Origin of the sequence: Saccharothrix sp. ST-888 (assembly GCF_000955975.1) — a bacterium.
Lineage (GTDB): Bacteria > Actinomycetota > Actinomycetes > Streptomycetales > Streptomycetaceae > Kitasatospora.
Genome location: NZ_JYJF01000078.1, coordinates 1 through 15453, shown reverse-complemented (window position 1 = coordinate 15453; position 15453 = coordinate 1). Strand labels below are relative to the sequence as shown.

General features: G+C 71.0%; 13 protein-coding genes and 2 pseudogenes. 10 read left to right on the top strand and 5 right to left on the bottom strand.

Features of this window, described 5'->3' with window-relative positions; translation table 11 throughout:
• Positions 1-127 precede the first annotated feature (127 nt).
• Genes UK12_RS22655 through UK12_RS36800 form a run of 3 tightly spaced genes read left to right on the top strand, consistent with a single transcriptional unit; the run spans position 128 to position 5372 of the window.
• On the top strand, positions 128-1018 hold the full coding sequence (locus UK12_RS22655) for a hypothetical protein (RefSeq protein ID WP_197085095.1): 891 nt from the start codon (positions 128-130) through the stop codon (positions 1016-1018).
• A gap of 14 nt (positions 1019-1032) precedes the next feature.
• Positions 1033-3246, top strand: a complete 2214-nt coding sequence (locus UK12_RS22650; RefSeq protein ID WP_052682077.1) for a protein kinase domain-containing protein — start codon at positions 1033-1035, stop codon at positions 3244-3246.
• Positions 3243-5372 (top strand): protein kinase domain-containing protein, encoded by a 2130-nt coding sequence (locus UK12_RS36800; protein ID WP_052682076.1) that lies wholly within the window; start codon positions 3243-3245, stop codon positions 5370-5372. The genes UK12_RS22650 and UK12_RS36800 overlap by 4 nt, the downstream gene beginning before the upstream one ends.
• A 72-nt stretch (positions 5373-5444) precedes the next feature.
• Here UK12_RS36800 and UK12_RS22640 read toward each other — a convergent pair whose 3' ends face one another.
• Together UK12_RS22640 and UK12_RS22635 are read right to left on the bottom strand one after the other, a co-directional pair.
• Complete coding sequence (locus UK12_RS22640; protein WP_156178864.1) at positions 5445-6368, bottom strand: hypothetical protein; 924 nt, start codon at positions 6366-6368, stop codon at positions 5445-5447.
• On the bottom strand, positions 6338-7288 hold the full coding sequence (locus tag UK12_RS22635; RefSeq protein ID WP_045304932.1) for a LysR family transcriptional regulator: 951 nt from the start codon (positions 7286-7288) through the stop codon (positions 6338-6340). The genes UK12_RS22640 and UK12_RS22635 overlap by 31 nt, the downstream gene beginning before the upstream one ends.
• A 124-nt stretch (positions 7289-7412) precedes the next feature.
• Between UK12_RS22635 and UK12_RS22630 the strand changes: the two genes are divergently transcribed.
• On the top strand, positions 7413-8657 hold the full coding sequence (locus UK12_RS22630; RefSeq protein ID WP_045304931.1) for an MFS transporter: 1245 nt from the start codon (positions 7413-7415) through the stop codon (positions 8655-8657).
• On the opposite strand, the gene UK12_RS22625 is transcribed toward UK12_RS22630, so the two are convergent.
• Positions 8575-9285: a hypothetical protein gene (locus UK12_RS22625; protein ID WP_045304930.1), complete on the bottom strand. Its 711-nt coding sequence runs from the start codon at positions 9283-9285 to the stop codon at positions 8575-8577. The genes UK12_RS22630 and UK12_RS22625 overlap by 83 nt on opposite strands.
• A gap of 323 nt (positions 9286-9608) precedes the next feature.
• Between UK12_RS22625 and UK12_RS44505 the strand changes: the two genes are divergently transcribed.
• On the top strand, positions 9609-9740 hold the full coding sequence (locus tag UK12_RS44505; RefSeq protein ID WP_269432040.1) for a hypothetical protein: 132 nt from the start codon (positions 9609-9611) through the stop codon (positions 9738-9740).
• A 67-nt stretch (positions 9741-9807) separates the two neighbouring features.
• Here UK12_RS44505 and UK12_RS39905 read toward each other — a convergent pair.
• Positions 9808-9945 (bottom strand): annotated as a pseudogene (locus tag UK12_RS39905) (exodeoxyribonuclease III); the annotation flags it as partial.
• A 140-nt stretch (positions 9946-10085) separates the two neighbouring features.
• Between UK12_RS39905 and UK12_RS22620 the strand changes: the two are divergent.
• The 4 genes and pseudogenes from UK12_RS22620 to UK12_RS39900 form a co-directional block, all read left to right on the top strand.
• Positions 10086-11600, top strand: coding sequence for a recombinase family protein (locus UK12_RS22620; RefSeq protein WP_045304929.1), 1515 nt, complete (start codon positions 10086-10088; stop codon positions 11598-11600).
• A gap of 395 nt (positions 11601-11995) precedes the next feature.
• A complete protein-coding gene (locus UK12_RS22615; RefSeq protein ID WP_197085094.1) occupies positions 11996-12358 on the top strand; it encodes a hypothetical protein in 363 nt (120 codons plus the stop codon).
• Positions 12359-12646: 288 nt separating this feature from the next.
• Positions 12647-13249 carry a hypothetical protein gene (locus UK12_RS22610; RefSeq protein ID WP_156178863.1) on the top strand — a complete coding sequence of 201 codons (603 nt, stop codon included), beginning with the start codon at positions 12647-12649 and terminating at the stop codon, positions 13247-13249.
• Between the two features lie 483 nt (positions 13250-13732).
• Positions 13733-13942, top strand: a pseudogene (locus UK12_RS39900) (transposase); the annotation flags it as partial.
• A 65-nt stretch (positions 13943-14007) separates the two neighbouring features.
• Here the strand turns inward: UK12_RS39900 and UK12_RS22600 are convergent.
• Complete coding sequence (locus tag UK12_RS22600; protein ID WP_197085092.1) at positions 14008-14931, bottom strand: transposase family protein; 924 nt, start codon at positions 14929-14931, stop codon at positions 14008-14010.
• Here UK12_RS22600 and UK12_RS45120 point away from each other — a divergent pair.
• Positions 14879-15388 (top strand): zinc-ribbon domain-containing protein, encoded by a 510-nt coding sequence (locus UK12_RS45120; RefSeq protein ID WP_082119847.1) that lies wholly within the window; start codon positions 14879-14881, stop codon positions 15386-15388. The genes UK12_RS22600 and UK12_RS45120 overlap by 53 nt on opposite strands.
• Positions 15389-15453 lie beyond the last annotated feature (65 nt).

Sequence of the window (15453 nt, the reverse complement as noted above, 5' to 3'; positions counted from 1 at the left end):
AGCGCCTTGAGGAAGCCTTTGGCAAGTCCACGTCGGGCCCCGGTGCGCCCTCTGCCCGGCTCGGCGTGCATGGGCCCGGCCTGTGCCGTTCCCGACATCGAGAGTCGAACGGAGAGCGAACCGTCCCGTGAGTGACACCCCGCAGCCGAACCCCTGGCAGGGCGCCGGCCCGAATGACCCGAACAGCCCGACCCAGCCGGTCCCGCCGCCGGCGCCGGTCTGGGGAGCCGCACCGCAGGTCCCGGGCCAACTACCGCCCACGCTGCCGGCCCAGCCGCCGGGACCGCCCTCGGCGTGGACACAGCAGCTCCCGCCGACGCCGCCGCAGTACGGTCCGCCGACCGTGCGGCGGCCGCGCGGCGGTGCGCGGCCCTGGCTGATCGGCGGCGGCGCCGTGGTGCTGGCCGCGGCCGTGATCGCGGGTGTGATCATCGCCACGTCGGGGAACGACGGCCCGGGCGCCGCCCCGGGAGCCCCGGGTGATGCCGCCAAGCCGGCACCGGCGGCGGGCGGGAAGGCGTACACCCACGTGCCCGACGGCTGCGCGCTGGTCAGGCCGGCGACCGTCGAGAGCCTCGTTCCCGGAGCCGCGTGCAAGCCCGGGCAGCTCGACAACGCCACCATGGCGGCGATGATCACCAGGACGCCGAAGTGGGACAGGCCCTTCGGCTCCGGGGGCGACTATGCGCACCTCGACGTGGATCTCGATGTCGGCCCGTCCGTGCAGGACATGTACGACATGAGGAAGAAGAGCATCCTCAAGGTCATGGGAGATGTGGCCACGATCACCGACTCCCGGTCGCTCAGCGGGCTCGGCGACGAGGCGTACGCGGTCGTCGCCGCGGACAAGCCCGAGCTGGGGAACGGCGCACAGGCACACGTGATCGTCCGCGCCGGCAATGCCGCGTTCGCGGTGGAGTACGCCTACACCGCCCGGTCGGGGCCCGCGAAGACCCAGCAGCAGCTCGTGGACGCCGCCACGACGGCCGCCCGCGACGTGCTCGGCTCGCTCGGCTGACCCGGCACACCAGCGTGGAGTACACCCCGACGCAGCCCGACGCGGCCCGCCCGCAGCCGCTCGACGCCGCCGTCCCACAGCAGCCCGGCCCGAGCCGGATCGGGCCGTACGAGGTCTTCCAACTCCTCGGCGAGGGCGGCATGGGCAGGGTCTTCCTGGCCAGGTCACCGGGATCGCGGCTGGTCGCGCTGAAGGTCATCCGGCCCGAGTACGCCGAGGCGCCGGACTTCCGCGGGCGCTTCCGGCGCGAGGCCGACGCCGCCCGGAAGGTGAGCGGGTTCTTCACCCCGCCGGTGCTCGACGCGGACGCCGACGCCCCGCAGCCGTGGCTGGCCACCGCCTACGTCCCCGCACCGTCCCTGCACGAGGTCGTGCGGCGGTTCGGCGTGCTTCCCGAGCCGGCCCTGCGGGCCCTGGGCACCGGTCTCGCGGAGGCGCTGCTGGCGATCCAGGCCACCGGCATCGTCCACCGCGACCTCAAGCCCGGCAATGTCCTGGTGGCGCACGACGGGCCCCGCGTCATCGACTTCGGCATCAGCCGGGCGCTGGACGCCACCCAGGTGACCCGGACCGACGCCGTGATCGGAACGCCCGGATTCATGGCCCCCGAGCAGATCACCTCGGGCCGCGCGGTCGGACCGGCGGCCGACGTCTTCTCCCTCGGCTGCGTCCTGGTCTTCGCCGCCACCGGACGGGGGCCGTTCGGCAGCGGCGGCACGGCCGAGATCCTCTACCGGGCCGTCCACACCGCGCCACAGCTGGACGGTGTGCCCGGCGCGCTGCACTCCCTGCTCGCGGCCTGCCTGGACAAGGACCCCGCCCGCAGGCCGGCGGCCGACGCGCTACTGGCCGCACTGGGGCCCACCGAACCGTCCGCGCTGCTCACGCCCGGCCTGCGGGCGGACCTCGCCGCGCGGGAGGCGCACGCCGCCGTCCTGGTCGCCGCGCCCCCGCTCCCGGCCGCCACGCCGGACTCGGCAGCCTCGCCGGACCCGGTGGCCCCCGGCCGGCCGAGCCGCCGCCGCTTCCTGTGGATCGCCGTCGGCGCCACCGCTGCGGCCGGTGCGGCCACCGCCGCCGTGACCGGGTGGCCGCCGGGGCCCGGACGTACCCCGGCCCCCGGCGGCGCCGGCGCCGGTACCACCGTCCGGCCGAGCCCGGCGGTGGCGGCCGCACCGGCGCCGCTGTGGACGCACCCGCTCTCCCGCAGCGTGCAGAACGGACACCTGGCGCTTCTCGGACCCACCCTGGTGCACTGGGACCAGGACGGCGCGGTCGGCTACGACGCCGCGGCCGGAACCGAACGGTGGACGGCCTCGCCCCGCCTGCCGTCCGACGTCTCCTCCGGCCGGCCCAGGTGGCTCGGGGCGTACGGAGACGCGCTGTACGGCACGGTCCACGGCGACCACGAGTACCTGCTCGTGCTGGACGGCGACGGCGCCCTGCGCGCCAGCCACTCGCTCAGCACGGGGGAGCAGGCCTCCTCCGGCGACTACGTCGTGTCCGTCCTCGGCGCCGGCGGCGGGGTCGCGTTCGTCGGCATCGAGGGGGACCAGGGCTACGTCGTGCGGGCCGTGGACCTCGCCGCCGGAACGGTGCTGTGGAACCGGACGATGAACGGCAGCGACTTCCAGGCCACCGCCGACGGGCAGAGCTGCTTCCTGCAGGACAACGGCGCCCTGTACGGCATGGACCTGCGGACCGGCAACGTGCGCTGGACGGCCCGGGACGTCGTCAGGCCCGGCACCTACCCGGGCCTGGCCGTGGCCGGGAACGCGGTACTGGTGACCGGCGTCAAGGTGCAGGCGTTCGGCGCCGCCGACGGCCGCGAACTGTGGACCGCGGTCAACGAGTCGGTCTACCTCAGCAACACCGCCGTGGCCGGCGACCGGCCCTTCGTCGCGGACAGCCAGGACACCGTCTTCGCCCTCGACCCGCGCGACGGCAGCCAGTTGTGGCACACCGTCAGCCCGCTCCACCTCGACGGCGCGGGAACCCCCAGCCAGGAGCGGGGGCCCTCCGCCGGCACCTCCCTGGTGGTGGCTCCGCTGTCGCAGCCCAGGGGCCTCATCGCCTTCAACGCCTCCGACGGCAAGGTCCGCTGGGCCCACCAGGCCACCGGGACCGAGGCCGACGGCAAGACCTCCTGGCTGGTGAAGGCCGGCGGAACCACCGTCTACGCCGCCTCCGACACCACCCTCTACGCGTTCCGGAGTGACACCGCATGACCACGCCCACCGCCACCCCCGCCACGCACATCGGACCGTACCGGGTGATCCGGGAACTCGGCGCGGGCGGCATGGGCCGGGTCTACCTGGCCGCGTCGCGCAGCGGCCGGGTCGTCGCCGTCAAGGTCGTCCGCCCCGAACTGACCGCCGACCCCGACTTCCGGCGGCGCTTCAGGGCCGAGGTGGACGCCGCACGCGCGGTCAGCGGCGCCTTCACCGCGCCCGTCGTCGACGCCGACCCCGACGCGGCACAGCCCTGGCTGGCCACCGCGTACATCGCCGGTCCCTCGCTCGCCGACGCCATCGCGGCCCACGGGCCGATGCCCGAGGCCACCCTGCGCGTGCTCGGCGCGGGCCTGGCCGAGGCGCTGGCCGCCGTCCACCGCGCCGGGCTGATCCACCGCGACCTCAAGCCGTCCAACATCCTGCTCGCCCTCGACGGGCCCAGGGTCATCGACTTCGGCATCAGCCGCGCCGTCGACGGAACCGTGCTCACCGCGGACGGCCAGGTCATGGGGTCGCCCGGGTACATGTCGCCCGAGCACTCGACCGGCGCCGAACTCGGGCCCGCCAGCGACGTGTTCTCGCTCGGGGCGGTGCTCGCCCTCGCCGCCACCGCCGCCCCGCCCTTCGGCACCGGCCCGGCACACGCGCTGCTCTACCGCACCGCCCACGAGGCCCCGCGGCTGGACGGCGTCCCGCACCCGCTGCTCGGCATAGTCGCCGCCTGCCTCGACAAGGACCCGGCCCGGCGTCCACCCGTCGAGCATCTGCAGGCGTGGCTGCGTCCGGCGACCACCGCGGGCTGGCTCGGTGCGGTCGAGCGGACGGTGACCGCAGCGCAGCACAACCTCCAGGCGGAGGTGGGGACTTCCCGGCTCGGCCGACGCCGGGTGCTGGCCGTCGGCGCGGTGCTCGCCGCGGCCGCGGCCTCCGGCGGCACCAAGCTGCTGCTGCGTTCGCTCTCCCACGACGCGGGCGGGACCGCTGCACCCGAGCTCTCCTGGACCGCGGACCTCCCGCAGCCCGACATGGCACTGGTGGCGATGACGACGTCCACCCTGCTCTGCGCCGGGAAGGCCTCGGGAGTCTGCTTCGACCGGGTCACCGGCAAACTCCTCTGGCAGGACCTGAGCGGTCAGAACACCGAAGCCCGCGCCGACGACAAGCACGTCTACACCGTGCGCACCGACGGGAAGGTCCACACGTTCGACGGCCGGACCGGAACCGAGTTGTGGGCCTCCTCCCCGAGCGGGAACAGCGCGCCGAAGCTGAGGTTCGCCAACGGCTCCCTGCTGGTGACCACGGACGACAAGGGGCGCTTCCAGGGCCTCGACGCGTCGACCGGCACCGTGCGGTGGCAGTCGGACGCCGGCGGTGGGCTCTCCGTCACCGGTACCACCCGGGACGGCCGGCTGGTCCTGTGGGGCACCAGCTCGGCGACCTCCCAGACCGCCACCCTCAGCGGGTACACCGTCGTCGCGCCGGACACCGGCCAACGGCAGTGGTCCAAGGACCTCATCGACCTCCACCCGTCCACCGGGACGGACCTGCTCTACGGCATCGACGGCAGCATGAACCTGCTCGCCCTCAAACCCGCCGACGGCTCCACCCTCTGGAGCCGGCCCACCGGCCTGCCGCCGACGAACAGCCAGATCCTCGGCTGGTACGACTCCCTGAGCCTCAAGCAGGACATCCTCTTCTGCTACCCGGGCACCGACTTCAACGGCTCGACCGGCGGACTGCTCACCGCCTTCGACCCGGCAACGGGGAACACCCTGTGGAGCGTGCAGACCGCCGCCCGCGGAAACCGGGGCTACGACCGCTCGGGCGCCACCGTCTGCTACCTGGACTCGGTCCTGCGCGCCGTCGACGCCCGCACCGGGGCGAAGCGCTGGGCGGCCGGATCCGGGCTCGGCGAGCTGCAGTTCCTCGGAGCGGTGCGCGGCCTGTTCCTCGCCGCAGGCCCGGCCGGACTGTACGGCTTCCACGCCGACGACGGAAAGCAGGTCTGGCACTACCCGGTCAGCGGCGGGTCCGGCCGCTGGTCGGCGTTCCCCGCCGACGACCACTTCATCGCCGGCTGCTCCGGCAAGCTCTTCCGCTTCTCGGTGCCCAAGTCATAGCACCACTGCTGACGGCATCGGGCCGCCGCCGCGCGAGGGCTCCGCCTCGGCACGGGGCTGCCGGACGCCGGGTCAGAGCCGGCGGCCCAGCGCACACCCGGAGCCGGCGGACGCGACCGGGCGCTCGGCGGAGCGCCTGTCCGCCTGCGCTGGCACCACCCCCGGCCGCAGGCCCCCCTGCTCGCGGGCGAAGGCCCGCAGCAGGGCGGGGTAGCGGTACCGGCCGGGCATGTCGGTGACCAGCAGGTGCGCGTCGACGAGCTGTTCGAGCAAGTGCTCCGCGGCCGACGGCGCAAGGTCCAGTGCCCGGGCGGCCTGCACGGTCGAGAGGGGGCCGTCCGCGGCCGTGGCGAGCAGTCGGAAGGCCCGGGCGGCGGCCGCGTCGAGTGCTCGGTAGCTGGGCTCGATACTGGCCCTGATGTCCAGGCTGCCCACCCGCAGTTCGTCCAGCAGCAGCAGCAGCAGCAGTCGGTCGGCCAGCCGGTCCGCGAGGTACCGCATGCTCCAGCCGGGCCGCGCGCGATGCCGGGCGGCGCAGATCCGCAGCGGCGGCGGAAGCCGCCCGCAGGCGGCGACCACCCGGGCGGCCGCCTGCGGATCGGCCGCCACCCGTGCGGTCCCGACCAGCTGCCGCAGGAGCAACTCGGCCTCCGGAGCCGACAGCACGTCCAGTTCGAGCGGCAACGCCCCGACCAGGTCGGCGAGTCGGTAGCGGCTGGTGACCAGCGCCGCGCAGCCGGGGTCGCTCGGCAGCAGCGAGCGGACCTGGGCGCTGTCGCGGGCATCGTCCAGCACCACCAGGACCCGGCGGCCGGTCAGCAGCGAGCGGTAGAGCGAGATGCGGTCGCCCGGCCCGACCGGCACCAGGCCGGCGGGAACGCCGAGGGCGACCAGGATGCCGGGCGGGGAGGTTGCTGGTGTCGCCGACCGGCCGGTGCAGGAAGCCGATGATGTGCGCCTCTTGCCTATGACCTCGGGGCTGCCCACTGCGCCCATGTCGGTGTCCAGACCTCGGTGTTGGGCGGGTTCGGTCGTCTGGTGCGGAGGTAGTCGCGGAATTCGGCGAGCGCGGGGTGGGGGTTGTCGTCGCGCCAGATCAGTGACAGCGGGTAGACCAGTGCCGGGTCGCGCACCGGTATGCGCCGCAGGTCGTAGCTGTCCGGCCACAGATACCGCGTACGCTCGCCAACAAGGGTCGCCAGTTCCGAGGAGTCGGCGATCTCGGCCAGCAATGCCTCGTTGCCGAAGACGGGCCCGATGAAGTCGATGGTGAGCCCGAAGGCGGCGGCGAGCTCGTCGAAGTAGCCGGCCACCTCGGTCCCGGGAGGAATGCCGGGCATCCAGATTCGGTGCCCGACAAGTTGTGCAGGCGTGACGGCGTCGGCGTTGGCGAGTGCGTGGCGGGGTCCGACGAGTAGCTGGTGCGGCTCGTCGATCACTCGGGCGGTCCTGACCGCGTCCGGCAGATGCTGCTGCGGGGCGACAGCGTGGAAGCTGGCGTCGATCGTTCCGACCTCGACAGCGTTGATCGCCTCATCGACGTCGGCCCTCAGCAGGGCCACGACGTCCAGCTCGATCTCGGGATGCATGCGGTGGAAGTCCTGCAACAGCACTGCCGGTGCGATCCGCCGGCTGACGACATCGACGCGTAGAGCACGCCGCCCGGGACGCACCGACGCGTCGGCCCGTTTTTCCACCCGCAGGAGTTCGCGGGCGTGGGGCAGCAATGCCTGGCCGTCGACGGTGAGCTGGGCTCCGCGGGCGGTGCGGGTGAACAGACGCACCTCCAGGTCCTTCTCCAGCGCGGCGATGCGCTTGGAGACGGCCTGCTGGGTGATCGACAGCGCCGCGGCGGCTTCCTGGAACTGGCCGGCATCCGCAGCGGCGACGAAGGTGCGCACGGCGTCGAGGTCCATGCGCCAATCATATGCACACAACACAAGGTTGTGGCTCGCCGCCGGTTCAGTTGTTTGATCCGCCTGTGCAGGCTTGCTTGGATGAGGTTGATCAACGGCAGGTTGTTCGAAGGGGGTGCGGGGCATGGTGGCGAGACGATCTCTGGGCCGGCAGTTCGGCTGGCTGTGGACGGCCTACGCCGTCAGCGCCTATGGCTCCGGGCTGGGGTTCGGTGCGTTCCCGCTGATCGCCGTGCTGGTGTTGCATGCCAGCCCTGCCCAGGTGTCCGCGCTGTCCGCGGTGGGCCCGGCGGTGGGCGCGCTGATCGCGTTGCCGCTCGGCCCGTGGGTGGAGTTCCGCCGCAAGCGGCCGGTGATGATCACGATGGACCTGGCCCGGTTCGCGGTCCTGATGACGATCCCGGTCGCCTACGCCCTCGGCCGGCTCGGCTTCGTCCAGTTGCTGGTCGTCTCGGCCATGGTCGCCACGGCCAAGATCGCCTTCAATGCGGCCAGCGGCGCCTACCTCAGGGCTCTCGTCCGGCCGGAGGACCTGCTCGTGGCGAACGCGCGGTTCGAGTCGACGAACTGGAGTTCCATCGCGGTCGGACCGCCGCTGGGAGGTGCGGCGATCGGGCTGTTCGGGCCGGTCACCACGGTGGTGGCCGATGCGCTCAGCTACCTGTTCTCCGCACTGGGGGTCAGCGCGATTCGCGGCCGGGAAGAACACCCGCAGCGAACCGACAGGAGCCGGGTCGGGGCCGGCGAACTGCTCGACGGCTGGCGGCACATCCTGACCCATCCCGTCCTGCGGGCGCTCTACCTCAACAACATGCTCGTCGCCGGACTGATCATGGCCACCGAGCCACTGCTGGCCGTGCTCCTGCTCCGCCAACTCGGCTTTCCACCCTGGCAGTACGCCCTCGCCTTCGCCGCACCCTGCGTCGGCGGACTCATCGGTTCCCGGCTGGCCCGCCGTGTCGTGGCCCGCTACGGCCGGCACCGGGTCTTCCGGACGGTCGGCACGTTGCGCGCGGTCTGGCTGATCGGCCTGGCCTTCGTCCGTCCCGGTTTCGCCGGCCTCGCGACCGTGATGGCCGTCGAGCTCGCGATCATCATCGGCATGAGCCTGTACAACCCGGTACTCGCCACCTACCGACTCGAACACACCCCCCAAGACCGCATCGCCCGCACCCTGTCGGCCTGGTCAATCGGCCAGCAGACGTCCATCGCGGTCTTCACCGCCCTCGGGGGACTACTCGCTGACGCCACCAGCCCACGCACGGCTCTCACGGTCGCGGGACTGCTCATCCTGACCACCCCGCTCCTGCTTCCCCGACACGACCACACGCCGCAGCACGAGCCGGAACCGGCCCGCACCAGGTCGTAGCCGCGATCGCCGTGGAGGGGAAGCGCTCGCTGTCATTGACCCGGAACAGTAGGGATCGGGGAGCGCGGCCGGGGCCGGCGCGGGCCGTCGTACACGGCTCGCGGGATGTCCGGCTGGTCGGTTGTCCGCAGTGGGTCGCGAGCGTGCTCGCATCCGCCGTCGCGCTGCTGGTGGGGTTGTCGATCCGGCCGAACAGGCGGATGCAGCGGCCGGCGGTGCCCGTGACGGTGGCGGGGCCTGCGTACCACGCGAAGGTGCCGTCGTCGTAGTCGGACTGGTCGTACTCGCAGAAATCCCCCGCCGAGCTTCCGGCCGTGCACCGCCAGATCCAGACGCCCTGGTACTTGGTGACACCGGAACCGAAGTGCGTGTCGACTGCCACGGCACAGTTGGTACCGCCGTTGGCGGAGCTGTAGTAGAGGTTCAGCTCACCGTACTTGGTCCCGGTCCCGCCGTTGGTCTTGATGTCGTACGTGTCGACCAGGTTGCCGGAGCAGCCGTAGCTACTGGCCGATGCCGTGGGCGGGTTGAAGGCAAGCTCATTTCGGCGGCCGTCGTGACCGGCGCTGTGGTGACCGCGGGACTCGCGACGGCCGGGAACGCGGAGGCTTTCACGGCCGACTGCCATGGCGGCCAGGTCTGCCTCTACTACAACTCCAGTGCCTACGGGTACGGGGCCGTGTACGTCGAGAGCACGAGCATCGACAACTACGCGGGCTACACGTTCCGCTCGGGCAACAACGGCAGCACCGGCGCCGGCGTCGCGGTGAAGAACAACGCGGCGGCGGTGGACAACCACTGGTACGGCACGTTCAACGTCTACTACAACAGCGGCTGGGACTGCAGTGTCGCCTGCCAGGCCATCCCGATGGACACGCGCAGGGACCTGAACTCGTCGCTGAAGAACAACAACGGACCGCGGATGCGGCCTGCCGGCACCAGCACTACGTGGTGGGCGTCTGGTACGCGGTCGACGCCGCCTACCAGCAGCAGGCGATCACGGCCAACGCCGACGCCATGGCCGAGGCCAAGGCCGCTCTCGACCGTCAGGTCGAGGCGGCGACCCGGGCCATGGCCCGCTGAGCCGGTCCTCGGATGCCGAGGCGGTGGACAGCCGCCCGCTCCCGAAGGCCCTGCTGCCGGGGCGCAGCTAGAACTTCCGGTGGTAGGCCACGGTCACCGGAGCATGATCCGACCAGCGCTCGGCATGGGACGCGGCCCGCTCGACCACGGCCCGGCTCGCCCGCTCGGCGAGGCCCGGGGTGGTCATCTGGTAGTCGATCCGCCAGCGGAACGACACCTTTTCGAAAAAGGTCCATTCGTTCGAGTGCAGCCTGTTCGAGGGTGCTCGCTGGCCTGGGCGGTAGGGGACCTCCTGTGAGCATCATGACGGCTTCGGTGCCGGTTCGGGCGGTGGTTGGTTCGCGTGTGTCGGACACGCACGGGGACGAGGGCAAGGTCTCGCACCTGGTGCAGGCGGAGTCGGCGACCCGGCACGCGCTCTCGAAGGAGTGGGAGATCGTCGGGTCGTTCGAGGATCTCGACGTCTCCGCAGAGATCACTCCGTGGAAGCGTCCGGATCTGGGCCCGTGGCTGACCGATCGCCAGAGCGAGTGGGACGCATTGGTGTGGGCCAAGGTCGACCGGGCGTTCCGATCGGCGAAGGACTGCGCGGACGTCGCGCACTGGGCGGAGGAGAACCACAAGGTCCTGGTGTTCACCGACGACGGCATCACCCTCGATTACCGCGAGGGCCGCGAGTCGTCGTTCGGCAACGAGCTGGCCAAGGTCTTCCTGATGCTGGCGTCGATCTTCGCCGAGATGGAGCTCAAGCGGATCAAGGCCCGCGTCACCGCTGCGCACAAGCACCTGCGGAAGACCGACCGCTGGGCCGGCGGGCAGCCGCCGTACGGGTACCGGATCGTCGACAGGCCCGGCGGCGGCCGAACGCTGGAGCCGGACCCCGTGACGTCCGAGACGGTCCGTTACATGGGCAAGCTCCTCCTGGAGGGGCAGAGCCAGTGGATGATCGCCGCAGCGCTGGAAGCCGCCGGCTTCGACACCCCGTCGATGCACGCGTTCAAGAACCAGGGCGACACGTACTCGAGCAAGCGCAAGACGCCTCCGTCGAACCACTGGAACCCCACCAGCGTGGGCAAGATCCTGCGCTCGCCGGCGACGATGGGCCTGAAGCTCACCGGCCGCTCCGTCAAGGCACGCAAGATCGCCCGCGACGCCAAGGGCCTGCCGATCCGGATGGCCAAGCCTCTGTTCGCGGAGGAGGAGTGGGCCGCGGTCCAGGCGGCGATGGACGAGCGCTCGGTGACGAAGGAGCGCTCGAACGGCGCCTCGCCCTGGCTCGGCGTTGCGCACTGCGACCGCTGCGGCGACCGGTTCTACCGGCAGGTGAACCTCGCCAAGAACGGCAAGGTCTACGAGTACTACCGCTGCGCGAAGACGGCCGGCAAACCCGCCTGCAAGGGCCAGTCCGTCAAGGGCGAGCGCGTCACCGCCGCGATCACCGCCCTGGTCGAGCGCTTGGCCGGCCTGGCGATGACGGTGCGCAGATTCATCCCCGGCGAGGACCACACCGAACAGCTCAACCACGTCACCGCGGCCATGCGCGACCTCCGCGAGGAGAAACGCCGCTACCTGTTCGACTACCCCGGCGGCGACGACGAGTACTCCGAAGCCCTCGAAGTCCTCGTCGACGAACGCCGCCGCCTCGCCGCACTCCCACAACGCCCCTCCGCCTGGGTGGAAGTCGAGACCGGACAGACCTTTGCCGACGTCTGGACCCAGGCCGACCAGGAACGACGCCGCCAACTCCTCCTCGGCCTCAAAGCCCGCCTCTACATGACCCCCACCATCGAAGGCTGGTACCTACCAGCCGAACTCGAAGCGCGAGTAGAGCAACTGCAACGCGCTGGAAGGTCGGCGTAGATCGCGAAGCGGACGAGCAACTGGCGGCCGTCATCGACAGATTCGACGGGCCGCTTCCGTGCGGGGGAGCGGCTACGGCGCTAGCCTCTACCGTCGGCTGCTGGTAGCACCGCCGTGGATGCCCTCGACCACGAGTGGGCCACCCTGACACTCCGGAGTGGCCACCCTCCGGGCCACCGGATTGGCTGCCTCCGATGCCGTCGACCACGTCCTCGGCTACAGCTCTCCCCAACAAGCCGAAGATAAGCAATAAGTTGGTCGAGCGTCGGGCACTGTAGTCATCGAGGAGTTGGCCACGATCAAGCCCGGATCTGCCGAATCATCCAACCGAGGAGTCCTGGGCTGGCAGGATGGCCGGACCGGTAGTTGACGCCGGTGCTGGACGAGGAGCATGTGTGGGACCGCATGTGATCAACGATCGCTTCCTGCTGGTGGGAGACAGCGCGCGCAGCGGCGGTCTGTCGAAGGTGCGCAAGGCCGTCGACACGGCAAATAGCGACAGTGACAGGCAGTTCGCGGCGATCAAGTTACTCAAGCGGCGCGACGACGAAATCATCAAGGTCTTCCTGGAACGGGAGACCGCCGCACTCAAAGCTGTCGAGCACCCTCATATCGTGCGGATGCTGGAGTCGGGCTGGGACCCGGTTCTGGAGCGGTACTACATCGCCCTGGAGTGGGTGGAGCGCAGCCTGAAGGACGATCTACGGGCTCGTCGGCTGGGACGCCTACTTCGAGAAGATCGTGTCACCACCTTGTAACAGTCAGCGATGATCAAAGAGCGGCACAGGATCGGGCCCACCGGCCGGGACCGCGCGGCGAAACCCCGGACGGGCATCGCTCCGGGTGAGAGGTTCGCCTGTTCGGCTCAGTGAGGATGACGGCCAGGAGACGGCGCCCGGAGACCTTCCTACTGTTGGACCCCGGGAGGCTGCATCCCCGCGGAGCCCGGCCGAGGACCTCTCGCCCGTCGGCCACCGCTCACGCCGAACCCGGCAGTCGACTTCCACCGTGACCACGCAGGGTCCGGGTCGAAGGAGATGAAGGACATGAACACCACGCGCACCGCCCGCACGCCCGCGACACCCGCACTGAACGGGTGCCGGACATCACGCCGCCGCCTTCGGGCACGGATCGGGCTCGCCGCGACCGCCACGGCTCTGTCGCTGCTGCCGATCGCCCCGTCCACCGCCAGCGCGGCACCCCACCTCCCGCTCACACAGATCGTGCGGGAGGCCAAGGTGAAGGCGCAGCAGGAGCACCCCGGCTCGCAGTTCTACGACGCGGACGCCGTCCTGCTGACACCCACGACCAACCCCAATGACGTCCAGGCCTGGTGGATCCGCTTCCGGGCCAAGGACTCGGAGCCGTCCTTCGAGTACAAGTACTCGACCACCGGTCAGTACCAGAGCACGCAGCCGTGGAGCGTCCCGATTGGGATCCAGGCCATCTCCCCGTTCACCATGACGGAGGTCCAGGCCCACGATCTGGCCGTCAAGGCCGGGCACACCGGCGCGTTCAAGCCCCTGTACCTCAATGAGCCCGTCGTGCAGAACCCGCATCCCACCTACTACTTCTGCATTCCCAGCGAGGGCAGGACGGTGGCGGTGGACACCGTGACGGGCCACGTCACCACGCCGTGGTCGTGCTAGTGACCACGGTGTGAGCCCTGTTCGGTGGCCGTCACCCAGCGGGGGTGACGGCCATCGGCGGCTGGCGACCCTTGCCCTCCGCCCGCTCGGTGCCGCCGACCGGGCGGGCGATAAGGGTCGCTAGCCTGGAGCGCGAAGGGCCGGCTACCGCCGGTCAGCCGGGCCCGGGTACGAGCGGGGGCCGTGCCGGTTCGGCCGGTCGCCGCGGATCCGCGCTGGCCGTTGCGGCCAGCATGCTCTGTGTCGCCGGCATCGCCCCGGTGGCGCTGTCCGGGACCGCCCACGCGCAGGGCACCTGCACGGTCTCGGGCCCCACCACCACCTGTACGTTCGCCTTCACGGGCGCCGAGCAGACGTTCACCGTCCCGAGCGGCGTCACCCAGGTCGACGTCACGGCGATCGGCGCGGCCGGCGGCCTGGAGGGTGTCAACAAGACGCCCGGCGGCCGCGGCGCGCAGGTCTCGGGCACGGTCACCGTACCTGCGCCGCCGACAGATCCCCGCCCGCATCGCCCGCCGCGGGATCGAGACCTCCAGCCGTCTCGGCCGGCACCGCTGGGTGATCGAGCGCACCGTTGCGTGGCTCGGCGGCTTCCGCCGACTTCACCGTCGCTACGAGCGAAAGGCCGACCACTTCGCCGCCTTCGCCAGCATCGCAGCAGCCCTCATCTGCACCCGACGCCTCTCCAAATGAGATCTCCTCTTACGACCTGGTGCGTGATTGCGGCGGCGATGTGACGGGCTGAGCGACGGCCGTTGTCAGGCTGTGGCGGTGCGGTCGGAGACGAGTCCGGCGACGGCGAGGTATGTGGCCGGGAGGGTGTCGCGGCGGTGGGTCCAGCGAGCCAGTCCCTTCCAGCGTTTGTGGTCGGCGAGGGCGTGCTCGACGGAAATGCGTTGAGACGAGTGCTCGTGGCGGGCTTGCTCACGGGCCTCGTGGACTTCCGGTGCGGCGATCTTGTTCGGTTTCCTCGGAGGCGTGACGGCCTTGCCCGGATGGTCGCGCCGCAGACCCAAGTAGCCATCATCGAGCAGTACTTGAACTCTCGGGAACTGCCGGAAGAGGTCGTCGATGCCCTCGCTTCGTATCGCTGTGGCGTCGTGCATGCGTCCGGGGCGGAGGTTGCCGGCCCACAGGGTGCGGCCCTTCGCGTCGGCGACGACGGTGGCCTTCATAGTGTTCTGCTTCTTCTTGCCGGACACGAAGGCCCGACGTCCGCCGCGGTGCGATGTCGGGCGGCGGACCTGGACCTCGGTGGCGTCCAGCCGCAGTACGACGCCCTCGGCCTGGGCGTAGGCGAAGACGTCCGCCAGGGTTCGCAATCGGACCCCGGGGCGGTCGGGCACCGCGAAACCGCGCTTGGCGAGCAGGACCCTGACCTCGCCGATTGCACGACTGATCGTGGAGCGGTCGACACCGAACAGCAGGCCCAGGACGGCGTGCGGCAGGTCGTGCCGCAGGTAAATGAGCGTGGCGGTCACCCGGTCGACGAACACGAGCCGATGCCTGGCACCCGCGCCCGCCGCGCGTTGCCGCGCTCCACCACGGGCAGCGTCGCGCCGGCCCTCGACAACGACCTGCCACGGAGTGGCCAGTTCGACGACCAAATCCGCCAGGTGCCGGCGCGAGATGCCAGTCAGCACCCGATGGCCAAGGACCGCATGGTTCAACTTGATCGTCACATCGTCAAATGATGCCGCCCGCAACACTGCTGGTCACATCGCCGCCGCAATCACGCACCAGGTCGTAAGGCTGGCCGCGCCACAGGTAGCCGGCGAATGGCATCCCGTTCGTAACGGTGAACTCACTCCGGACTCGGTCGCAGCAGGGTCGAGCCGGAAGGCGTGGTGGCTCGGCCCGTGTGGCCACGAGTGGCAGGCAGTGGTTCACAGCAGGAGCGGTGGATGCGGATGCCCCTACTGCGGCAGCCGCAGAGTGGGATACGGCAACGACCTGGCGACTCAGTTTCCGAATGTGGCTCGTGACTGGCACCCCACCCGAAACGGTGATGCCCAACCGGACCGAACCGCACCCAAGTCGAACAGGAAGGTGAAGTTCCACCCTGCGCTCGGACACTCTCCGTCTACGCCGCGAGGGTGTGACCCTGCTGGTGCCGCTGGCGGATCTCGAGTGGCGTGAGGTAGCCCCACTCGGGGTGTCTGCGTAGACGCCTACGGTTATAGAAGGTCTCGATGAACGCGAAG